This is a genomic window from Pseudomonas sp. Pseusp15 (genome assembly GCF_059492165.1).
Genome location: NZ_CP168523.1, coordinates 1,165,386 through 1,186,649, shown reverse-complemented (window position 1 = coordinate 1,186,649; position 21,264 = coordinate 1,165,386). Strand labels below are relative to the sequence as shown.

At 61.1% G+C, this 21,264-nt stretch carries 23 protein-coding genes; 6 read left to right on the top strand and 17 right to left on the bottom strand.

Annotation, left to right across the window (positions count from 1 at the left end):
- The first annotated feature begins 103 nt into the window (after nucleotides 1–103).
- On the top strand, nucleotides 104–544 hold the full coding sequence (locus ACEN8R_RS05390; protein ID WP_007939416.1) for a CBS domain-containing protein: 441 nt from the start codon (nucleotides 104–106) through the stop codon (nucleotides 542–544).
- A gap of 113 nt (nucleotides 545–657) precedes the next feature.
- Here ACEN8R_RS05390 and ACEN8R_RS05385 read toward each other — a convergent pair whose 3' ends face one another.
- Nucleotides 658–1,278, bottom strand: coding sequence for a glutathione S-transferase N-terminal domain-containing protein (locus ACEN8R_RS05385; protein ID WP_018925392.1), 621 nt, complete (start codon nucleotides 1,276–1,278; stop codon nucleotides 658–660).
- An 81-nt stretch (nucleotides 1,279–1,359) separates the two neighbouring features.
- Nucleotides 1,360–2,454: a DUF1615 domain-containing protein gene (locus ACEN8R_RS05380; RefSeq protein ID WP_018925391.1), complete on the bottom strand. Its 1,095-nt coding sequence runs from the start codon at nucleotides 2,452–2,454 to the stop codon at nucleotides 1,360–1,362.
- A gap of 160 nt (nucleotides 2,455–2,614) precedes the next feature.
- Between ACEN8R_RS05380 and ACEN8R_RS05375 the strand changes: the two genes are divergently transcribed.
- Nucleotides 2,615–4,144: an FAD-dependent monooxygenase gene (locus ACEN8R_RS05375; protein WP_018925390.1), complete on the top strand. Its 1,530-nt coding sequence runs from the start codon at nucleotides 2,615–2,617 to the stop codon at nucleotides 4,142–4,144.
- A gap of 15 nt (nucleotides 4,145–4,159) precedes the next feature.
- On the opposite strand, the gene hemB is transcribed toward ACEN8R_RS05375, so the two are convergent.
- The 3 genes from hemB to ACEN8R_RS05360 form a co-directional block, all read right to left on the bottom strand.
- A complete protein-coding gene (gene hemB, locus ACEN8R_RS05370) occupies nucleotides 4,160–5,134 on the bottom strand; it encodes a porphobilinogen synthase (RefSeq protein WP_018925389.1) in 975 nt (324 codons plus the stop codon).
- A 139-nt stretch (nucleotides 5,135–5,273) separates the two neighbouring features.
- Complete coding sequence (locus ACEN8R_RS05365; RefSeq protein WP_018925388.1) at nucleotides 5,274–6,116, bottom strand: PhzF family phenazine biosynthesis protein; 843 nt, start codon at nucleotides 6,114–6,116, stop codon at nucleotides 5,274–5,276.
- Between the two features lie 23 nt (nucleotides 6,117–6,139).
- Nucleotides 6,140–6,847 (bottom strand): glutathione binding-like protein, encoded by a 708-nt coding sequence (locus ACEN8R_RS05360; protein ID WP_018925387.1) that lies wholly within the window; start codon nucleotides 6,845–6,847, stop codon nucleotides 6,140–6,142.
- 310 nt (nucleotides 6,848–7,157) lie between these two features.
- On the opposite strand from ACEN8R_RS05360, the gene ACEN8R_RS05355 reads away from it, so the two are divergent.
- On the top strand, nucleotides 7,158–7,829 hold the full coding sequence (locus ACEN8R_RS05355; protein ID WP_432416833.1) for a histidine phosphatase family protein: 672 nt from the start codon (nucleotides 7,158–7,160) through the stop codon (nucleotides 7,827–7,829).
- A gap of 63 nt (nucleotides 7,830–7,892) precedes the next feature.
- On the opposite strand, the gene mnmH is transcribed toward ACEN8R_RS05355, so the two are convergent.
- Together mnmH and selD are read right to left on the bottom strand one after the other, a co-directional pair.
- Nucleotides 7,893–8,996: a tRNA 2-selenouridine(34) synthase MnmH gene (gene mnmH / locus ACEN8R_RS05350; protein WP_018925385.1), complete on the bottom strand. Its 1,104-nt coding sequence runs from the start codon at nucleotides 8,994–8,996 to the stop codon at nucleotides 7,893–7,895.
- On the bottom strand, nucleotides 8,996–10,030 hold the full coding sequence (selD, locus tag ACEN8R_RS05345) for a selenide, water dikinase SelD (RefSeq protein ID WP_018925384.1): 1,035 nt from the start codon (nucleotides 10,028–10,030) through the stop codon (nucleotides 8,996–8,998). The genes mnmH and selD overlap by 1 nt, the downstream gene beginning before the upstream one ends.
- Before the next feature lie 307 nt (nucleotides 10,031–10,337).
- Between selD and ACEN8R_RS05340 the strand changes: the two genes are divergently transcribed.
- The gene (locus ACEN8R_RS05340) at nucleotides 10,338–11,294 is read left to right on the top strand and encodes a nucleoside-specific channel-forming protein Tsx (RefSeq protein WP_018925383.1); all 957 of its coding nucleotides are present in this window, start codon (nucleotides 10,338–10,340) and stop codon (nucleotides 11,292–11,294) included.
- Between the two features lie 24 nt (nucleotides 11,295–11,318).
- A complete protein-coding gene (locus ACEN8R_RS05335) occupies nucleotides 11,319–12,353 on the top strand; it encodes a purine-nucleoside phosphorylase (protein ID WP_018925382.1) in 1,035 nt (344 codons plus the stop codon).
- 93 nt (nucleotides 12,354–12,446) lie between these two features.
- Here ACEN8R_RS05335 and ACEN8R_RS05330 read toward each other — a convergent pair whose 3' ends face one another.
- The 3 genes from ACEN8R_RS05330 to ACEN8R_RS05320 form a co-directional block, all read right to left on the bottom strand.
- A complete protein-coding gene (locus ACEN8R_RS05330; protein WP_018925381.1) occupies nucleotides 12,447–13,403 on the bottom strand; it encodes a quinone oxidoreductase family protein in 957 nt (318 codons plus the stop codon).
- A 29-nt stretch (nucleotides 13,404–13,432) separates the two neighbouring features.
- Entirely contained in the window at nucleotides 13,433–13,606 is a 174-nt protein-coding gene (locus ACEN8R_RS05325; RefSeq protein ID WP_007933035.1) for a DUF1427 family protein, read from the bottom strand.
- Nucleotides 13,607–13,702: 96 nt separating this feature from the next.
- Entirely contained in the window at nucleotides 13,703–14,491 is a 789-nt protein-coding gene (locus ACEN8R_RS05320; protein WP_018925380.1) for an AraC family transcriptional regulator, read from the bottom strand.
- 145 nt (nucleotides 14,492–14,636) lie between these two features.
- On the opposite strand from ACEN8R_RS05320, the gene ACEN8R_RS05315 reads away from it, so the two are divergent.
- The gene (locus ACEN8R_RS05315; RefSeq protein WP_018925379.1) at nucleotides 14,637–14,864 is read left to right on the top strand and encodes a DUF6555 family protein; all 228 of its coding nucleotides are present in this window, start codon (nucleotides 14,637–14,639) and stop codon (nucleotides 14,862–14,864) included.
- A 71-nt stretch (nucleotides 14,865–14,935) separates the two neighbouring features.
- On the opposite strand, the gene ACEN8R_RS05310 is transcribed toward ACEN8R_RS05315, so the two are convergent.
- The 7 genes from ACEN8R_RS05310 to ACEN8R_RS05280 all read right to left on the bottom strand — a co-directional run bounded on the left by ACEN8R_RS05310 (nucleotide 14,936) and on the right by ACEN8R_RS05280 (nucleotide 21,182).
- Entirely contained in the window at nucleotides 14,936–15,094 is a 159-nt protein-coding gene (locus ACEN8R_RS05310; RefSeq protein ID WP_018925378.1) for a metallothionein, read from the bottom strand.
- Nucleotides 15,095–15,302: 208 nt separating this feature from the next.
- The gene (ctpM, locus tag ACEN8R_RS05305; protein ID WP_495624998.1) at nucleotides 15,303–16,979 is read right to left on the bottom strand and encodes a methyl-accepting chemotaxis protein CtpM; all 1,677 of its coding nucleotides are present in this window, start codon (nucleotides 16,977–16,979) and stop codon (nucleotides 15,303–15,305) included.
- Between the two features lie 97 nt (nucleotides 16,980–17,076).
- Nucleotides 17,077–18,393 (bottom strand): Na+/H+ antiporter family protein, encoded by a 1,317-nt coding sequence (locus tag ACEN8R_RS05300; protein ID WP_167331173.1) that lies wholly within the window; start codon nucleotides 18,391–18,393, stop codon nucleotides 17,077–17,079.
- Nucleotides 18,394–18,586: 193 nt separating this feature from the next.
- Nucleotides 18,587–19,900, bottom strand: a complete 1,314-nt coding sequence (locus tag ACEN8R_RS05295; RefSeq protein ID WP_018925375.1) for a sensor histidine kinase — start codon at nucleotides 19,898–19,900, stop codon at nucleotides 18,587–18,589.
- Nucleotides 19,897–20,565 carry a response regulator transcription factor gene (locus ACEN8R_RS05290; protein ID WP_018925374.1) on the bottom strand — a complete coding sequence of 223 codons (669 nt, stop codon included), beginning with the start codon at nucleotides 20,563–20,565 and terminating at the stop codon, nucleotides 19,897–19,899. The genes ACEN8R_RS05295 and ACEN8R_RS05290 overlap by 4 nt, the downstream gene beginning before the upstream one ends.
- 3 nt (nucleotides 20,566–20,568) lie before the next feature.
- Nucleotides 20,569–20,874, bottom strand: coding sequence for a PepSY domain-containing protein (locus ACEN8R_RS05285; protein WP_018925373.1), 306 nt, complete (start codon nucleotides 20,872–20,874; stop codon nucleotides 20,569–20,571).
- Nucleotides 20,874–21,182: a PepSY domain-containing protein gene (locus tag ACEN8R_RS05280; RefSeq protein ID WP_018925372.1), complete on the bottom strand. Its 309-nt coding sequence runs from the start codon at nucleotides 21,180–21,182 to the stop codon at nucleotides 20,874–20,876. Before ACEN8R_RS05280 ends, ACEN8R_RS05285 begins: the two co-directional genes overlap by 1 nt.
- Nucleotides 21,183–21,264: the final 82 nt, after the last annotated feature.

Here is a 21,264-nt window from a genome sequence, read left to right as displayed (position 1 = left end):
CACTGAATGACGCTATTTGCGTGTTATCTGCCGCTTTGCACCTTGCTCTGTGAGCCTGTCTCTACGATTCTTCAAGAACAACGACAACACCCGAGAAGCCGTCATGAAAACCGTCGCCCAGTTGCTCAAGTTAAAGGCCCAACAGAATCAGGCAGTCCACACCATTGCGCCTCATCAAATGGTGCTGGAAGCGCTGATGGTGATGGCCGCCAAAAACGTCGGCGCGTTACCGGTCCTCAAAGACGGAAAGGTCGTCGGCATCATCAGTGAGCGGGACTATGCGCGCAAACTGGTGCTCAAGGGGCGCTCCTCCGTCGGCACACCGGTCAGCGACATCATGGTGTCGCCGGTGATCACCGTGGACACCCATCAAACCGTCGAAACCTGCATGGGCATCATGTCCGACAAACGCCTGCGGCATTTGCCGGTGGTGGAGGACGGTGAGCTGATGGGCTTGCTGTCGATCGGCGACCTGGTCAAGGAAGCCATTGCCGAACAGGCTGAACTGATTCGGCAGCTGGAGCAGTACATTCGCGGCGAGTGATTGCACACTGTGCGAGGGGGCTTTTGTGGCGAGGGGGCTTGCCCCTCGCCACAAAAGCTCCCTCGCCACAGATAAGCCCGCCCCTCCCCCACAACATGTGTTTGGCGGTGTTCCTATGGCCAATGCCGAGAGAAGACCGGCGCCAATGCAGGGTGGCGGTCGAAGCGTTCGAGCCAGGCGAAGAACCCCGGCCGCGCAATGCGCAAGTGTTCCCGGGTGCCCGCCCACCGCGTTACCACCGCTGCCAGAATATCCAGCGCGCCCGGTTTTCCATCGTCCAGGTACAACTTGCCGGCGAACTGATCGGCAAACACCTCCCAATGCCAATGCAGGCGTTGGCGGGCACCGGCCATGAGGTTTTGCCGGGACGACTCGTCCGCCTCGGCCAGCCAGCGTTCGGGGTAATCGATGATGCCGATGGCGGTGTAACAATTGCTGACGATATACACCAGGCCATGAATCACCTGATCGCGCTTGATCGGATTTTCCGGCAACAGATTCGACTCCGGAAACGTAAGGCCCAGGTGAATCAGGATGGCCGCACTCTCGGTAAGAACGCCGCCATCAGGCAGTTGCAGAGTGGGAACCTGCTTCAGCGGGTTGAGCTTCTCCAGCGCATGCAGCGCCTGCGGGGACGATGAAACGTCGATGAAGCGATAAGGAACCTCGCACAGTTCCAGCGCGGCTTCGATGGCGGCCGCCCCCGAATTCTGATGCCCATAGAGCTGGTACATGACTAAATCTCCTCTGCGACTCTCTCTTTGTAGCAGATGCCAAAGACTGCGCACGAACCATGTGGGAGCGAGCTTGCCCGGTTACCCTCCCGCGCGCTTCATACAGCGCTGATAGCGCTCGTCGACCCGCTTGGCAAACCACGCCGTGGTGAGTTTTCGGGTGATTTTCGGGCTTTGCAGCACGATCCCCGGCAACACCGCCCGGGGTAATGGCCGGCCTTCGGCCTGTTCGGCCAAAGCGAAGACGCGTTGATAGAGCGTGGTGTCCTCGAACTGAAGACTTTTGCCCTCCTCCAGTTGATCCCGAATGGTCGGGTTGCGCATGTCCAATTGCTTGCCAAGGGTGCGCACCGCCAGTTCCGTGGTGCCGGGCATGATCGAGTCGTAGCGCACCAGGTCGCCATCCAGCGCCAGCGGGATACCCGTCGCACGACTGACCGCGTTCTGAAACGCCGCATTGCGGCTGGCATACCAACCGGCGTTGAAATCGGCGAAGCGATACAGCGGCTGCTTATAGCTCACCGGATAGCCGAGCAAGTGGGCGATACCGAAATACAGGCCACCGCGACGGGTGAACACTTCGTGACGAATCGAGCCGTTCACCGGGTAGGGATAATCCCGCACATGCTGCTCGGCAAAGTCGATGCTGACCTGCATCGGCCCGCCGGTGTGCACCGGGTTGAAGCCACCGAACAAGGTCCGGCCCATGGGCACCATGCCGATGAAGTCATCGAAAATCTCGCTGAGCTCTTTTTCGCTGCGCACGGCATTCAGCCGGTCGCTGTAGCTTTTGCCGTTGGGTGAACGCACCTGCAAGGCACCGCTGACCAGCAAGCTGGGGATGTGGGCCTTATCGGCGCGGCGGTCGATTTCATCCCGGGCGATCTTGCCCAGGCCTGGCACCAGCGGGTCAGCCTGAAACGTCGACTCCTGCTCAGCGACCGCGAGTACCGAACACAGGTTTTGCGTGGTCGGCGAAATCTTTTGCGCGGCAAATGCTGCGTAGATGTCCGTGGCCCAGCCCTGACGGTCGACCGTTTTGGCCGGCAGCAGGCTGACGATCTCGGCCTTGACCTCGGCAGGCTTGCGGGCCGGCGGTTCCTGAGGGCGCTGAGTGCCGCAACCGGCCAGTACCAACAGCGCGGCCACGCTCATGATCAATCGATTGGCTTGCATGGTGCTCCATCAAATCCGTTGAGCCGGGTTAACCATACGATCAATGGCATGGCGCAGGCTATGACTATCCCGCCCTCTCCCTGTTCCGTAGCCGCTGTCGAGCCTGCGAGCGCGTCCCGGTTGAACCATACTTGATCCACACACCGAGGAGGACAGGCTCATGAACCGTAGCGACGTGCTGATCATCGGCGCCGGCCCGACCGGGCTGGTCCTGGCGCTGTGGCTGAGCAAGCTGGGGATTGGGGTGCGGATTATCGACAAGACCTCGGCCCCCGGTACTACCTCACGCGCGTTGGCAGTACAGGCCCGAACGCTGGAGCTGTATCGCCAGCTCGACCTCAGCGACGCCGTGGTGCAGAACGGCCATAAAGTGTGCGCCGCGAATTTCTGGGTCAAGGGCGAACCGGTCGCACACTTGCCGCTGAGCGCCATCGGCGAGGGATTGACGCCCTATGCGTTCCTGGAAATCTATCCGCAAGACGAGCATGAACAACTGCTGATCGAACGCCTGGAGACCTTTGGCATTACGGTGGAGCGCAACACCGAATTGCACAGTTTCGAGGAAACTGGCGATGGCATCACCGCAACGCTGCGCTTGCCCGATGGCCAGCAGCAAACCTGCCAGGCCTGCTACCTCGCTGGCTGCGACGGCGCCCGCTCGATCGTGCGCAAATCCCTGGACACCGATTTTCCGGGGGGCACCTATCAGCAGATTTTTTACGTGGCGGATGTGCAGGCCCGCGGCCCGACGTTCAACGGTGAATTGCATGTGGACCTCGACGAAGCCGACTTTCTCGCCATTTTTCCTCTGTCCAGCGAAGGTCGCGCCCGACTGATCGGCACGGTTCGCGACGAACGCGCCGAGCGCGCCGAAACCCTCCAGTTTGCAGACGTCAGCAGACGGGCCATCGAGAATTTAAAGGTGCAGATCGATCAGGTGAACTGGTTCTCGACCTACCGCGTGCATCACCGGGTAGCGGATCACTTTCGTACCGGACGCGCGTTTCTGTTGGGTGACGCCGCCCATGTCCACAGCCCGGCGGGTGGCCAGGGCATGAACACCGGTATTGGCGACGCGATCAATCTGGCCTGGAAGCTCGCGGCGGTGTTAAGCGGCAGCGCCACGGCCAAACTGCTCGACAGTTATGAAACCGAACGCATCGCCTTTGCCCAGCGCCTGGTGGCCACCACTGATCGGGTGTTCAATTTTGTCACGGCCGATGGGCCAATTGCCGACGTAATGCGCATGCGCGTGGCGCCCTTTTTGATCCCGAAAATGATCTCGTTCGAGGCCGTCCGGGAGTTCCTGTTTCGCACGGTGTCACAGACCACCCTCAACTATCGCGGCATGCCGTTGAGTGAGGGCGTTACCGGCCATATTCACGGCGGTGATCGCCTGCCCTGGGCCCACGACGATGAAGGGGACAACTTCGAATCGCTGAAATACCTGACCTGGCAGGTGCATGTGTATGGCGAAACCAGCGACGAGATGATCGCCTGGTGCAAGGCGCATCACCTGCCGCTGCAGGTGTTCGACTGGCGACCGGTATTTGAAACCGTGGGCCTGGCGCGCAACGGGTTTTACCTGCTGCGCCCCGATACCTATGTGGCGATCGCCGATTACAGCGCCGATCCGAAGGTGATCGAACGGTATTTCCGCGATCATGGGATACGGCCTTATATCACCTGAAGATCTTTTGATTTGTTAGATCCCGGCCAGGGCCAGGTCCATTGCGAAGTAGGTGAAGATCAAATCCGCCCCCGCCCTTTTGATCGCCCCCAGACTCTCACGCACGACGCGATCTTCATCGATCGCCCCAGCCTGGGCGGCGAATTTGATCATCGCGTATTCACCGCTCACCTGATACGCCGACAACGGCAGACGCGAGGCTTCGCGGATGTCGCGGATGATGTCCAGGTACGCGCCGGCCGGCTTGACCATCAGCGCGTCGGCGCCTTCCTGTTCGTCCAGCAACGACTCACGCACCGCTTCACGACGGTTCATCGGGTTCATCTGATAGCTTTTGCGGTCACCCTTGAGCGCACTGCCGCCGGCTTCGCGGAACGGGCCATAAAGCGCCGAGGCGAATTTGGTCGAATAGGCCATGATCGCGGTCTGGCTGAAACCCGCTGCATCGAGCGCCCGGCGAATCGCCTGGACCTGCCCGTCCATCGCCGCCGACGGCGCGATCACATCGGCACCGGCCCGGGCGGCGGCCACGGCTTGTTTGCCGAGGTTGATCAGGGTCTGGTCGTTATCGACTTCGTGCTGGTGCAACACGCCGCAATGGCCGTGGTCGGTGTACTCACAAAAACAGGTGTCGGACATCACGATCATTTCCGGCACGGCGTTTTTGGCGATGCGCGACATGCGCGACACCAGGCCGTTATCGTTCCAGGTGTCGCTGCCGTTGCTGTCCAGATGATGAGACACGCCGAAGGTCATCACCGACTTGATCCCGGCCCGGGCGTAACGCTCGATCTCGCCGGCCAGTTTCGACTCGGGAATGCGCATCACCCCGGGCATGCTCTTGATCGGCACGAAATCGTCGATCTCTTCCTCGACGAAAATCGGCAGCACCAGGTCATTCAAGCTGAACTCGGTTTCCTGGAACAGGCTGCGCAGGCTCGCATTGCGGCGCAGACGGCGTGGACGTGCTTCGGGGAACTGACTGGACATGGACCTTCCTGAAGAGACGAAATTCGTAGGGCGCAAAGCTTATGCCCTGCAAGGTGCGGGACACAAACCTCGATCGCTCAAGACAACGTTACCGCGGCGGCAACAATCGCCCGCATCGAATACCGCCTGCTCTCACAGGTTAGATCGTCAGCGTTCCGGTAATACACGTCACTACAGAACCACCAATCCAGATCTCATCCCCCACCTGCTCCACCCGAATCCGCCCGGCGCGGCCCATGGTCAGGCCCTGACTGACGACATAAGATGCCGGGGCCAGCCCTTCGCTGAGCAACCATTGAGCGATTCCGGCGTTCAGGCTGCCGGTGGCCGGGTCTTCCGGCATGCCGTCGCCGGAGATGAATGCACGCACCTCGAACTGCGCGTCAGCACCATCATTCTCGGGGTGCCATGGCGCGATGACACCAACGGCGAGGCCGAGCATCTGTGCATGATCCGGCTGCAAGTCCAGAATCTGCTGGCGGTCCTCGACCATCACCGCCAGCCAACCGGCACCGTTGTCGACCCATTGCGTGCGCACAATCGCCCCCGGCGCCAACCCAAGCCCCTGCCGTACGCGCTCGACCAGTCCGGCATCCACCGGACCGGACCTGAGCAGCGGTGGCGCGAGAAACGCCAGCTCCGCCCCCTGCCGACGCACCCGCACCAGGCCGACACCACACTCCTGAATGATCTCCTCACCCTTGGGCACACCACCGGCCTCGAGCCAGGCATGGCACGTGCCCAGCGTCGGATGACCGGCGAACGGCAACTCTTGCAGGGTGGTGAAGATACGTACTCGATAGTCGGCCCGGGGGTCTCGAGGTTCGAGCACGAAAGTGGTTTCGCTGAGGTTGGTCCAGTTCGCGAACGCCGCCATGCGTTCATCGCTGAGCCTGTCTGCGCCGAACACCACCGCCAGCGCGTTGCCCTTGAGCGCGACGGGGCTGAAAACATCTACTTGCTTGAAATCGAATGCGCTCATTGCCTGCCTTGGTGATGAAGGATTCAAAGGGATTGCTTGGGGATTTCCAGACCGCGAATTACCGCCGGTCTTGCCAGGAAACGCTCCAGCACACGGGTGACGTTGGGGAAATCCTGGATGCCGACCAGGTCGCCGGCCTCGTAGAAGCCGATCAGGTTACGCACCCACGGAAAAGTCGCGATGTCGGCAATGGTGTAGCGCTCGCCCATGATCCAGTCGCGCCCTTGCAGACGGCCATCGAGGACCTTGAGCAAGCGCTTGCTTTCGTCGACGTAGCGATCACGGGGACGCTTGTCTTCGTAGTCCTTGCCGGCGAATTTGTTGAAAAAACCGAGCTGGCCGAACATCGGCCCGATACCGCCCATCTGAAACATCAGCCACTGAAGGGTCTCGTAACGCGCTGCCGACTCCTGCGCCAGCAGTTGCCCGCTCTTGTCGGCGAGGTAAATCAGAATCGCCCCGGACTCGAACAGCGCTAGCGGTTGGTCGCCCGGGCCGTGGGGGTCGAGGATCGCCGGAATCTTGTTGTTGGGGTTCAGCGACAGAAACTCAGGGGACAGCTGATCCTGAGTGTCGAAGCCCACACGATGCGGCTCGTAGGGCAGCCCGATCTCTTCGAGCATGATCGAAACCTTGACGCCATTGGGCGTTGGCAAGGAATAGAGCTGGATCCACTCCGGGTACTGGGCCGGCCATTTTCGAGTGATGGGGAATGCAGACAAATCGGTCATCGGGAGCTTCCACGGGAAAATCGGAGTGAAGATCATAAGGGGGACGGGGCTAAGATGTGTACTGTGTCCATAAATCCGAAACATCCTGTCGATAACCTTCCCCCCAATCCGTTCAAGGTTGCCGCTAAAGTGCCAGGCACCTCGCTCGGATCGAAGCTCGAATCGAACCAAAAGGGCTTCATCGGACTCTGAGCATTGCCCTGTTAGAAATGGACCGGGTCAACGACATGGAAAACACCCTATGCTAGGAGCTTGAGGTGTCAATGTTTGTCAGCCTTAACCAAATGCGCTGAAGATCACCTATTCGATGATGAATCCTTTGAAATTCACCAACCGCTTCAAACATCGCGCTTATATCTTCCTGCCCGCTCTGTTGGCGGCCAGCGCGTTGCTTTTGTCGCTGGAGTCCAGTGTAAGCCGCGCCCAGCCGGTTGACGGTACACAGACGCTGGTGTTTTTGCGTCACGCGGAAAAACCGGCCGGCGGCCTGGGTCAGCTCAATTGTCAGGGACTGAACCGCGCCATCGACCTGGCCACCTTGCTGCCGGAAAAATTCGGCAAGGCCAACTACGTGTTTGCCGCCAACCCGACGCGCAATGTAGAGGAAGGCGAACTGGATAATTCATACAGTTACATTCGCCCCCTGATGACCATCAGCCCCAGCGCGATCAAGCTCGGCTTACCGGTGAACATCGAATTTTCGGCCAACGACACCAGCGACCTGGCCGATGAACTGCTTCGCGACAAGTATCACAACTCGATCATCTATACCGCCTGGTCCCATGGCTACCTGCCCGAACTGATCAACAAGGTCGCCGGGGAAGCCGTCGGCTCAGAACAGCGCATCACCGATGACTGGGCATCCAGCGACTATGACTCGCTTTACGTGCTCACGCTGACCTGGCACAACGGCAAGGCCAGCCTGCAGAGCCACCGCTATAAACAAGGGCTCAATAACGGCCCGGAGACTTGTCCGACGTAAGCGGTCGGGCACCTGCCAGGCCCCATCGCGAGCAGGCTCGCGAAGGGGCCAGTAAAAACAACATCACCCCCGCTGCTTACCCCGCTCCCGCAAATATTCGAGAACCGCCCCCCGATCCCCGACAAACTCGATCCGCGCGCCCTTCTTCTCCCGCTGAAACACATACATCGGGTCGTAATACTCACGCAGCAACCCTTCGATCCAGCCCCGGTGCAAGTCCACCGCGCCGCTATTGGCCTGTTCCGCCAGCGCATCTTCCATCAAGGTCAGCATCCGCCGATGACGTTCGCCGCCCAGGCGTTTCTGGACATTGTTCAGGCTCGCCAACATCCGCTCGGAAAACAGCGCGAAGCCTTCATCGCCATACACCTCGGTGAACTCGGCGCATAAATCCACCACGTAATCGCGCAGGATCCGCTCGACGCGCCCTTCCAGGCTGTCTTCCAGCCAGACCATCGGAAACTGCTGCATGCCCTGATACAGCGGCAACGGCAGCGCACAACTGCCGATCGCGCGGCTCTCGTCTTCGAGCACAAACTGCTCGATACCGCTGGCACGCTTTTTCAGCACGTCCACGGCCAGGCGGTTTTCAAAGTCGATGTTGGAGGGTTGGCCGGTGGCGCGTTTGCCGAAGCTGGAGCCGCGATGATGGGCGTGACCTTCAAGGTCCAGCGCGTTGCTCAATTGAGCGAGCACCTCGGTCTTGCCGGTGCCGGTCATGCCGCCCAGCAAAACGAAATCGCACTGGGCAACGGCCTGGTCGAGCGTATCGAGCAAGAAGGTGCGCATGGCCTTGTAGCCGCCACCGACCCGCGGATAGTCGATGCCCGCTTCGTCCTTGAGCCACTGCTGGGTGATCTGCGAACGCAGTCCGCCGCGAAAACAATACAAATAACCATCCGGATGCGCCCGGGCAAAATCGGCCCAGGCCTGGATGCGCTCGGCCTTGATCGCGCCGGCCACCAACTGATGCCCCAGCGTGATGGCCGCTTGCTGACCGTGTTGCTTGTAGCAAGTGCCGACCCGTTGCCGCTCGTGGTCATTCATCAGCGGCAGGTTGACCACGCCGGGGAATGAGCCTTTGAGGAATTCGATCGGCGCGCGCACATCCATCATCGGCCGGTCGTTGAGGAAGATGTCGCGGTAATCGGTGAAGTCTCTGGACATCAAACCACCTCAACCGCGTGGGTCTGTCGCTCAACCAGTTCGCCGATGGGCTGAAGGGCCAGCCCAAGTTCGGCCGCCACCGCCAGGAACGCTGCGTCGCCTTCGGGCTTGACCGCAATCAGCAAACCGCCGCTGGTCTGCGGGTCGCAGAGCACGCGCTTGTGCAACTCCTGGAGCCGACCGACCTTGCTGGCGTAGCTGTCGAAATTGCGCAGTGTGCCGCCGGGCACGCAGCCCTGATCGAGGTAATACTCGACGCCCGGCAGGCGCGGCACACGGTCATAGCCGATGCGGGCGGTCACGTTGCTGCCGTCGGCCATTTCCACCAGATGCCCGAGCAGGCCGAAACCGGTGACGTCAGTCATTGCGGTCACGCCATCGAGCTTGCCAAAACGGCTGCCGGGTTTGTTCAGGGTGCACATCCAGTCGCGGGCCAGGCCGATGTCGGCATTGCGCAACTTGCCCTTTTTCTCGGCGGTGGTGAGGATGCCGATGCCCAAGGGTTTGGTGAGATAGAGCAGGCATCCGGCGGTGGCGGTGTCGTTGCGCTTCATGTGGCGCTTTTCCACCAGTCCGGTCACGGCCAGACCGAAGATCGGCTCAGGTGCGTCGATGGAATGGCCGCCGGCCAAGGGGATTCCCGCTTCATCGCAGACCGACCGCCCGCCGCGAATCACTTCCCGGGCAATCTCCGGCGCCAGCACATTGACCGGCCAGCCGAGGATCGCAATCGCCATCAACGGATCGCCGCCCATGGCGTAAATGTCGCTGATGGCGTTGGTGGCGGCGATACGGCCGAAATCGAACGGATCGTCGACGATCGGCATAAAGAAGTCAGTGGTCGACACCACGCCGCGCTCTTCATCGATGGCATACACCGCCGCGTCATCGCGCGAGGCGTTGCCAACCCAGAGTTTCGGGTCCAGGTTCTGCGCCCCGCTGCCGGCCAGAATCACCTCCAGCACCTGGGGCGAAATCTTGCAGCCGCAACCTGCGCCGTGGCTGTATTGGGTCAGACGTATCGGCTCGCTCATGGGATGCACCTTGTGAAGTCAATGGCGAGGATTCTACAGCAACCCCATTTGGCAGAAGCCGCGTAAGAACGATCTTTGTGCAGCGAAACTCACTTTGGTGCATTCAGCTCCCCGCCTTTCCCCCGCCCCTCGAAATCCTTGACCAAAAGGACAGCAAAACCGCCAATTCCTCCGGCTTTTCAGCGCATTGCGAAAATTGGTATGGCTTGTGCAAACGTTTGCGAGTCGCCGATACCGGCCTGTTCGCCACTTAAACCGCACAAGCCCGCACCATCGGGGCTTCGATACGCACGAAAAGGGACTTTTAATGCATTGCACCTCCAGTCGCGTGACTTGCTCGCGCACGTTTGCTGTTTCCTTGCTGTTGGCCAGCGTTACAGGACTACTCAGCAGCTCCGCGTTGGCCCAACCGGCCACCACCGAAGAATCCGCCCAGGGCGAAGCCCTCAGCCCTGAAGCCAACCCACCAAAAAAAGGCGCGTACCTGTCGGACTGGTTCAATCAGGACCTGACCGTCATCGGCAGCAAGGACATCAGTTTCGGCCCGCAACCGGCCGACGACATCTACTTGGAATACGAGTACTTCGGCCGCAAGGGGCCCTTCGAGTTGTACGGCTACATCGACATTCCGAAGATCTTCGACATCGGCAACAGCCATGACAAAGGCGTATGGGACCACGGCTCGCCAGTGTTCATGGAGCACGAACCGCGGATTTCCATCGACTACCTCGCCGGCCGCAGCCTGGCCGTCGGGCCGTTCAAGGAATGGTACGTGGCGTTCGACTGGATCTACGACCACGGCAGCAACCGCGCCAACCGCGCCAACACGCTGTACAGCGGCCTCGGCACCGACATCGACACCCATTCGCGGGTCAACCTGTCGGCCAACTTCTACGGTCGCTACCAGTGGGAAAACTACGGCGCCAGCAACGAGTATTCGTGGGACGGCTACCGCGCCCAGCTCAAATACATCGTGCCCATCAGCAGTTTCAGCAACGGCGCTTCGTTGACCTACATCGGTTTCACCAACTTCGACTTCGGCTCCGACCTGCACAAGGACAACCCGGCCCGCACCGCCAATGCCACCGTGGCCACCAACGTGTTGCTCTACGCCTTCACCCACTTGCGTTTCACCCTGGTCGGCCGTTACTTCCACAACGGCGGCAACTGGGAGGACGGCAGTGAGTTGAATTTCGGCGACGGCGACTTCCGCGCCCGTTCCAACGGCTGGGGTTACTACGCCGGTGTCGGCTATCAGTTTTAAGGCTCATTTGAATCAGGAGGTTTTATGAAAGCAATGACGCGTATTTCCCTGTCTGTCGGTTTTGCGGCAAGCACCCTGCTCTCTTCCTCTGCCTGGGCGGTAGAAGCGCCGATCCAGCCGAAAGTGATGCTGATCACTATGTTCGCTCCCGAGGCGCAGAACTGGATCGATCGCCTGGAACTCAAGCAGGAAGTGCGAGTACCGGGCCTGTCCGCCGAGTACCCGAACATTCGCTGCAACATCGAACAGGTATGCCTGATGGTCACCGGCATGGGCCAGACCAATGCGGCGGCCTCGACCCTGGCCCTGGCGCTGTCGCCGAAATTCGACCTGCGCAAAAGTTACTTCCTGATCGCCGGGATTGCCGGCATCAGCCCGAAACACGGGACCATCGGCACCACCGCGTGGGCGCACTACCTGGTGGAGTTCGGCACCCAGTGGGAACTGGACTCCCGGGACGCGCCGAAAGACTGGCCGACCGGTTACCTGGGCATCAACACCAAAGGCCCGAACGAAAAACCACCGCTGGATTACAAGACCGAAGTCTTCGAACTCAACCCAAAGCTGCAGGCCAAGGCCTTCGCCCTGAGCCACAAGGTCGAGCTGAGCGAGAGCAAGGAGTCGGCGGCGTGGCGCTTGAAGTATCCGTCGGCCCCGGCCAATCAGCCGCCGGTGGTGACCCAGTGCGACACGCTGGCGGGCAATACCTGGTTTTCCGGGACGCGCTTGAGTGAGCGGGCGGAAGTCTGGACAAAATTGCTGACCAACAACGAAGGTGTCTACTGCACCACTCAGCAGGAAGACAACTCCACCTACGAGGCACTGCTGCGGGCCAGTCGCGAAGGTCTGGTGGATGTCCGCCGTTTGGCGGTGGTACGCGCCGGTTCCGACTTCGACCGGCCCGCGCCGGGCCAGAGCGAGGTGGATAACCTGCTCAAATACGCCGATCAGGGCGGGTTTGTGCCGGCACTGGAGAACCTGTACCGCACGGGGAATCCGTTGGTGCAGGAGATTTTAAAGAATTGGTCGGCTTGGGAGAAAGGCGTGCCTGAGGTTTGAGTTCGGCTTGAGGACGCTTTCGCGGGCAAGCCTCGCTCCTACGGTTCGAAATCGACACCAACCTGTAGGAGCGAGGCTTGCCCGCGAAGCTCTTTACGGCAACAAAATCACCTTGTCGCCACTGCCCTGATTCACCTCGGCATACCGTTCCAGCCCCTCGGCCAACGGCGATTCAACTAGCCCTTCCGGCAACGGCAACAGGCCCTGATCGAAAAAGCTTCCGAACTGTTCGAGCATCGCCGCACACGCCTGAACCCCGTACAGCAACGAATTGATCCCTACCACCGAACCGCCCTTGCGATACAGCGCCAGGGCCGGCAATTGCACATGCCCATCCGCCGGCGCGGCGATGATTGCGATGCGACCGAACGCGGCCAGCGCCGGGACCGAGGCCGGTAGCCAGAAACCGGTGGTGTCGAAGATCACGTCGGCACCGCCGGCATACACGGCGTTGACCTGTGCGCCCAGGTCCTCAGGCTTATCCAGTTGCAGCGTCTGATAACCCTGAGCCTGCAAATCCTTGACCTGCTCCGGCCGCCGCGCCGCCGCCAGCACTTGGGCGCCCCGGACTTTGGCCAGCGCCAATGCTGCGCTGCCCACCGCCCCGCCGCCGATCACCAACAACCGCGTTCCGGTCGTGACAAGACTGCGCTCCAGCGCATCCCACGCCGTGGTGTACGGCACACCGAGGCTGGCAGCCTGGGCAAAGCTCAGATGCGTCGGCTTCAGCGCCACGCCATTGGCCGGCAGTTTGACGAATTGCGCGTGGGAACCGTCGGCAAAGAAGCCCAGCTCCCGGCCGGTGCCCCAGACTTCCTGGCCGATCAGCGCCTGCGGGCCTTCGACGACGATACCGGCGAAATCACGCCCGGGAATCCGCGGCAATGTGGTGTAGGGAAAGCGCCCCAGTACGTTTTTCACATCGCTGGGATTGAGGCCCGCCGCCTTGATCTGGACCAGCACTTCGTCAGCGCCGGGAACGGGGGTGGGCACCTCAACGTAGCGCAGGGCCGAGAGGTCGCCGGTTTTGTCGAATTGCAGTGCTTTCATGGGCATTTCCACCAAATGGATAAGAGGTTTCAGGAGATCCAGCCCGCCACCAGTTGCCGACCCAAGGGCCACAACTGCTCACCGGCAAGCATGCCCAGCAGGCCCACCAGCGCGATGGCCGGCGGTGCGGGGGAACGAAAATCCAGCGCGCCATAGAGCAGGCCGACGCCCAGACCGATACCCAACGAGATAAGGTAGTTCATGACAGACTCCGTGGCATAAGAGGGTATGCGCAGAGTCTAGAGAGAGGTCGCCACGGACGTCGGCCAAGTACTTCTGAATGTCGGCCAAAGCGCTTTTTACGCAGCGCCGCCCCGTTGCTGGCTCACGCAAAACTGCGAAGGCGCGACACCCAGTTCCCGGCGGAACATGTCGCTGAAGCTGCTCGGCGAATAACCCAGTTCCCGGGCTATCGCACTGACCGGTACGCCCTGAATCAATTCGGCCGCCGCGGTCGCCAGTTGCACCTGCCGCCGCCATTCGGCGAAGCCCATGCCCAAACCGTCCTTGAACAACCGCGCCAGGGTACGCACGCTGGCACCGGCATTTTCGGCGTGCTGCTCGAAGGGAATGTCCAGCGACGGTGAGGCCATGACCGCCTGGCACAGGTTCATCAGCCGCCGGTCGGAATCGTCCGGTAGCGGTATTTTCAGCAATGAGCGCCGGGCGCGCTTGAGCTCCAGCAAGGCCAGGCCGACCAGCGCGTCGTAGTAATCCGGGGCACCGTCGTCGCCCTGCTCCACCAACCCGACGATCAGTTCGCGCAGCAAGCCGCCGACTTCAATCACTTGCACACTGTCGTCCAGTGTCGCCGCCAATGACGGCCGCAGGTAGATGTTGCGCATCTGCAAGTCAGAGACCACGCGAATCCCGTGCGGCACACCCGGCGGCAGCCAGACCGCCCGTTGCGGCGGCACCACCAGTGCTTCATGGGGTGTCTCGACCCACATCACGCCGCTCATCGCGTACAGCAACTGGCCCCACACATGTTCGTGAGGCTCGATATACAACCCACGCGGGTAAGTACGTGCCAGCGGTTGCACCGGCACATCGGTATCGCTTAAATCAGGGGGTGCGGCCTTGGCCATAGGCTAGGATCATTGAGGGGCGGAAAGGCTCCATGGTAGCGAGGCCTGCGACGTGTCGCCAGTCGCTGTAACCGACTGACAATCCGACTGAATTTTTCGCGCGCCTGGCGATCCTTCTATTACAACAGGGAGGAATACAGGTTTTATGAACAACGCAAAACTTTTCGTCATTGAATACACACTTCATGGCAAGCCCAAGTCTTTCATCATCCGCCAGGACAAAATGGACAACGCAGAAGCCTGGCACTGGGCAAGTTGCGACGCCGGAATAGGCCGGATCCCGCGTTTTGGCCGTGAGCGGGTGCAAAAGACCAGCAAACCTGTGGCGGAAAAATTCGGCGTCGAGAATGTGACCTGGCGGCCGACGAGTTGAGCTTTGAAAGGGAGAGTGAATATTCAAACTGAAAGTGGAGCCGCAGCGGCTCCACTTTTTTGGGTGAGCGGTCAGGGCTTAGCGCACTTGCAGCCTTTGGTGGAGCATTCTTCGCCGTGTTGGTGATGGTGGGCGCAGGCTTCACAGCAATAGTGCTTGCCGTGACGCACGATGGGGTGATCGCCCAGTTTGCAGGAGCATTTCGGGCAGTCGCAGGTACCGTCGTTCATGAGTCTGACTCCATGGTTAGGGTCGTCCGGGTGCCGCGGGTGCGCGGCACCTGAAGCAAATGACCGCCCGTTGCAGAAACCGGTTCAAACAGATGCCTGGACGGAGTTTGCTTACTATTGAGGGTAGTCGCGATGTGGCTCCCCCGTAGCAGCAGCCTCGCGGGCTCGGCAGCTGCTGCAGATCGCATAACTCTCTCAGCGACATCAATCAAATACGGAATTGCCCGACCAATTGCCCCAGGCGCTGACCGAGATCGGCCAGGCTGCGCGAGGTTTGTGCGCCGCGCTGGGTCTCGTCGGCGACGCTGTCTACCGCCACGGCGATCTGGTGCACGCTGCGGTTGATCTCTTCGGCCACGGCGGTTTGCTCTTCGGCGGCGCTGGCAATCTGCGCGTTCATCGAGTTGATGGTGCCGATCAACTGGGCCATGGCGTCCAGCGACGCCCCGGCCTCGTTGGCCTGGGCCGATGTGCCGTCGCCGGCCTCGCTGGAGCGGCGCATGGACTCGACCGCCGATTGGGTGCCGGCCTGCAAGCGGTCGATCATGCCCTGGATTTCCTGGGTGCTGATTTGCGTGCGACTGGCCAGCGCCCGCACTTCGTCGGCGACCACCGCAAAACCACGCCCGGCCTCACCGGCGCGGGCTGCTTCAATGGCGGCGTTGAGCGCCAGCAGGTTGGTCTGCTCGGCAATCGAACGGATCACCCCGAGCACGCTGACAATCGACGACACGTCTTTCTGCAGGCTGTCGAGGGACACGCCGCTGCTGCGAATGTCGTTCACCAGTGCATGAATCTTCACGATGCTGCCGGCCACCACGCGCTTGGCGGCCTGGCCTTCTTCGTCGGTCTGCTGGGCAGCGACCGCGGCGTTTTGCGCGCTCTTGGCCACTTCCTGGGCCGCCGCCGACATTTGGTTGATCGCCGTGGCCACCTGATCGGTCTCGTGACGCTGGCGCTCCATGGCCTGATCCGAGCGTTGGGCCTGATCGGAAACCTGATTCACCAGCCCGGTCAGTTGCGAGGTCATTTCGGTGATCTGCCGCACCAGGCCGTGGATCTTGTCGACGAAACGGTTGAACGAGCCGGCCAGTTCGCCGAGTTCATCCTGGCTGGTGATGGTCAGGCGCCGGGTCAGGTCGCCCTCGCCCGCCGCGATGTCGTCGAGGTTGGCTTTCATCAGGTTCAGCGGACGCAGAATGGTATTGGCCAGCAGCATCCCGGCCGCGGCGATCACCAGCAGCACCACCACGGCAATCCCGACAATGCTCAGCACCACGCCTTGCATGCGTTCCTGGACCTTGGTCTCGACCAGCGCCACTTGAGCCTCGATGCCGTCGAGGTTGACCGCGGAGCCGACCGCCATGTCCCACTTCGGCAGGTATTCGGTGTAGCCGAGCTTGGGCACCAGCACTTGGCTGTTGCCGGGCATCGTCGAGCTGTATTGCAGGTAGTGGGTCCCGTCCTTGGCGACTTTCACCAGGTCGCGGTTAACGTAGACGCCGTTCGGGTCGCGGTTGTCCTTGAAGCTCTGGCCCACGCCTTCGGGGCTGTTGGCCCTGAACAGGCGCACGGTGTTGGAGTCGTAGCCGAAGAAGTAGCCGTCCTTGCCGTAGGTGATACTCGACAGCAACTTGATCACCTGCGCCCGCGCCGCGTCATCGCCGGGAGCGGCCGCGTCGTAGAGCGGTTTGATCGCGGTCATGGCCACGGCAACGTAGCTTTGCAGGGTTGCCTTGGCATCGCTGAGCAGGCGCTGACGGGTTTCCTCGACTTCCTTGCGGGCCTGTTCCTGCAGGATGAACAGCGTGGTCAGGCTGATGACCAGCGCAAAGAGCAACACCGGGAGGACGGCAAGGGACAGGACTTTGGCCTTCAGGCTCATGCGCATGACGTTCACTCTTTTGATTTTATTGGCGTGGTTAAAGGCTATAACGGCACGCCAGATCAAAAGTTGAACGCGGTCCCACAAGGTAGAGTGGTTACAGAACCATCGCCGCCACCCAACCGAACGCCAGCAACGGCAGGTTGTAGTGCAGGAAGGTCGGGACCACGGTGTCCCAGATGTGGTGATGCTGGCCGTCGATGTTCAGACCGGAGGTCGGGCCCAGGGTCGAGTCCGACGCCGGTGAACCGGCATCGCCCAGCGCGCCGGCAGTGCCGACGATGCACACGATGGCGATCGGGCTGAAGCCCAGTTGCACGCACAACGGCACGAAAATCGCCGCCAGAATCGGTACGGTGGAAAACGACGAGCCGATGCCCATGGTCACCAACAGGCCCACCAGCAGCATCAACAGCGCCCCGATGCCTTTGCTGTGGTCGATCCACGAGGCCGAGGACTCCACCAGTGTCTGCACATGACCGGTGGCTTTCATCACTTCAGCAAAACCGGATGCGGCGATCATGATGAAGCCGATCATCGCCATCATCTTCATGCCTTCGGTGAACAGGTCGTCGGTTTCACGCCACTTGACGATGCCCGACGCCGAAAAGATCAGGAAGCCCACCAGCGCCCCGATAATCATCGAGTCCAGCAACAGCTGAATAATGAACGCCACGACAATCGCCAGACCGGCGACCATCAGGCTCAAGGGGTTGTACTGCACCGCGACCTGTTCGACTTGCTCGATCTTTTCCAGGTCGTAAACGCGCTTCTTGCGGTAGCTGATGAAGGCTGCCGCGAGGCCAAACACCATGCCCAGCGCCGGAATGCCCATGGCATGGGTGACGTTGATGCCGCTGATGTCCACCCCGCTACGGGCGACGTTGGCCAACAGGATTTCATTGAGGAAGATGTTGCCGAAGCCCACCGGCAGGAACATGTACGGCGTGATCAGCCCGAAGGTCATCACGCAGGCGATCAACCGCCGGTCCAGTTGCAGTTTGGTCAGCACATATAAAAGAGGCGGCACCAGCAACGGGATAAACGCGATATGAATCGGCAAAATGTTCTGCGAGGCGATGGCCACCACCCATAGCAGGCCGATCAGCAGCCATTTGACATTGCCGCCACCGTTGGCGTGCTGACGATCGACCATGGCCAGGGCTTTGTCCGCCAGGGCATGGGCCAAGCCGGACTTGGCAATGGCCACGGCGAACGCGCCGAGCAAGGCGTAGGACAACGCCACCGTCGCCCCGCCGCCGAGGCCGCTGTTGAAGGCTTTGAGGGTCGCATCGATCCCCAGACCACCGGTCAAGCCACCGACCAGCGCGCCCACAATCAGCGCGATTACCACATGCACGCGGGACAGGCTGAGTATCAGCATGATGCCGACCGCGGCAATTACTGCATTAATCATCGTTACCTCAAGGCAAGCGGAAAGAGTCCAGCCGGCAGTGCGCATAAGCGCCGCCAGCGGATTGAAGAGAGGGTTTTATTAGAGGGCGCGCACTGTGCCGCAGCATCGTCCCCTTGTCAAAGCGAACAGCTATTGCCGATATGTAACGGATTGCGCTCCCACAGGGTTATGGGTTGGCTTCCGCTCTGTGTCAGCGTTTGGGCAGTTCGATCATCACTTTCAAGCCGCCCCACTCGCTTTCCTCCAGCCTCAACACCCCGCCCCACGTGTCGACGATGTCGCGCACGATGCCCAATCCCAATCCATGCCCATCGGTCTGTTCATCAAGCCGTGTACCGCGGCTGAACACCTGGTCACGCTGGTCTTCGGGAATCCCCGGCCCATCGTCTTCCACGCTCAACTGAAAACTTTCAGCCGTTTCAACCACGCTTAACCGAACCTCGGCATCCGCCCATTTGCAGGCGTTGTCCAGCAGGTTGCCCAGCAACTCCAGCAGATCTTCGCGATCCCACGGCAGTTGCAAACCGGCCGGTGCGCGGTAGCTCAGGTCGAGGTGTTCACCGTGAATCATGTTCAGCGTGGCCAGCAACCCCGGCAGCTCGGCATCGCAATCAAACAACGCCCCCGGCAGTGCATCGCCGGACAACCGGGCGCGGTTGAGTTCGCGATTGAGTCGCTGCTGGACCTGCTCCAGTTGCGCTTGAATCACCTTGCGCAGCTGCGGGTGCGCATCGAGCTTCTCGCTGGAAGCCAGGCTCAACAACACTGCCAACGGGGTTTTCAACGCATGCCCCAAGTTGCCCAAGGCATTGCGCGAGCGCTTGAGGCTGTCTTCGGTGTGGGCCAGCAAATGGTTGATCTGCGCCACCAGCGGTTCCAGCTCCACCGGCACGGCTTCGTCGAGTTGCGAACGCTGGCCCTGCTGCAACTGGGCGATTTGCTCGCGGGCCTTTTCCAGCGGGCGCAAGGCGCGGCGCACGGTGATCCGTTGCAACAGCAAAATCAGCAACAGCCCCGCCAGCCCCAACCCGAGACCGACTTGTTGCATGCGACAGAAACTCTCGCGCACCGGCGTGTAGTCCTGAGCGACGCTGATGGAAATCGCCTGGCCCAGCCGCCGGTAGTCCGAACGCAGCACCAGCAACTGCTGCCCTTCCGGCCCCAGTTGCAGGTTGCTGTTCAGGCCAGGGTGTTCGAGCCGCGGCAGGTCCTGATCCCATAACGAACGGGAGCGCCAATGGCTGTCGGCAAAGTCGATACGAAAATAGTGCCCGGAAAACGGGCGCTGATAGGCCGGCGACAGATGGCGCTCATCCAGCTGCAACCCCTGCGGGCCACGCACCAGCGCCACCAGCAGGTTTTCACTGTCGTTGCGCAACCCGGCTTCGAGGTAGCGCTGCAAACCCATTTCGAACAGCCACAGGCTGGTTTGCGCCAGCACCAGGCCGACGATCACCATCACGCTGATCAGGCCCAGGCTCAAGCGGCGCTGGATCGACCTCACTGGGCTTGCCCGCCGAACAGGTAACCCTGACCGCGACGGGTTTCGATCACGCTGCGGCCGAGCTTGCGGCGCAGGTGATTGACGTGGACTTCTAGCACGTTGGAGTCGCGCTCGGTTTCACCGTCATAGAGGTGTTCGGCGAGGTGGCTTTTGGAAAGGATCTGTTCGGGGTGCAGCATGAAATAGCGCAGCAGGCGAAATTCGGCGGCGGTGAGCTGGATGTCGGCGCCGTCGCGGGTCACGCACTGGCGACCTTCATCCAGGTGCAGCCCGGCGGCCTTGAGTGTCGGCTGATTGGCCTGGCCGTGGGAGCGGCGCAACAAGGCCTGAATGCGCAGGTGCAGTTCTTCCGGGTGGAAGGGTTTGCTCAGGTAATCGTCGGCGCCGGCCTTGAGGCCTTCGATCCGCTCGGCCCAGGAACCGCGTGCGGTGAGAATCAGCACCGGCGTGGCCAGGCCACCGGCCCGCCACTGCGCCAGCACCTCAAGCCCCGGCAAACCCGGCAGGCCAAGGTCGAGGATGATCAGGTCATAAGGCTCGCTGCTGCCCTGGTACACCGCATCGCGGCCGTCGGCCAGCCAGTCCACGGCGTAGCCTTGCCGATTGAGGCCGGCCATCAATTCGTCGGCCAGCGGCACGTGGTCTTCCACCAGGAGCAAACGCATCGATCAATCTTCCTTGTCTTTCAGCACGTGGCCGGTGGTGGCATCGACGTCCAGCTCGCGCACCACGCCTTCGGCGGTCAGCAGCTCGACTTCATAAACATAGACGTCGTGTTTTTCTTCAAGCTCGGCTTCCAGCAACTTGGCCCCGGGATAGCGGTCCAGCGCTTGCTGCAAGAGCTGCTCCAGCGGCAGGATCACGCCCTGTTGGCGCAGGCGCAGGGCTTCGTCCTGATCCAGGTCGCGGGCCACGGCCACCGAGCAAAAAGCCAGAAGCACCAGCGCCATGCTTGAAAATGAAAGCACCTTCATTACGTATCCTGATGATCCCTGAGAACCTGCCCGCTGACCGCATCCAATTCCATATCCCACTCAATGCCTTGCGGGTCGCGCAGTTCCATCTGGTATTTGTACTTGCCGTACTCTTCTGCAAGCTCGGTGCCGGTGATGGTCGAGCCGGGGTGTTTGGCCAGAGCGGTGGCGTTGAGCTTCTCGAAAGACACAATGGTACCAGCGTCGTGCAGTCTCAGGGTTTCGTCGGGGCCCAGGTCGCGGGCATGAGCGAGGCTGGCGGTCAGGCAGATGAGGGACGCGGTGAACAGGGCAGTCAGGATTTTCATGGGGTGGCTCCGTATTTTCTTATGTGTTGCCGACGGCGCGACCTTAGCGATTCGAACTTAACTGAAACTGAATTGCCATCAT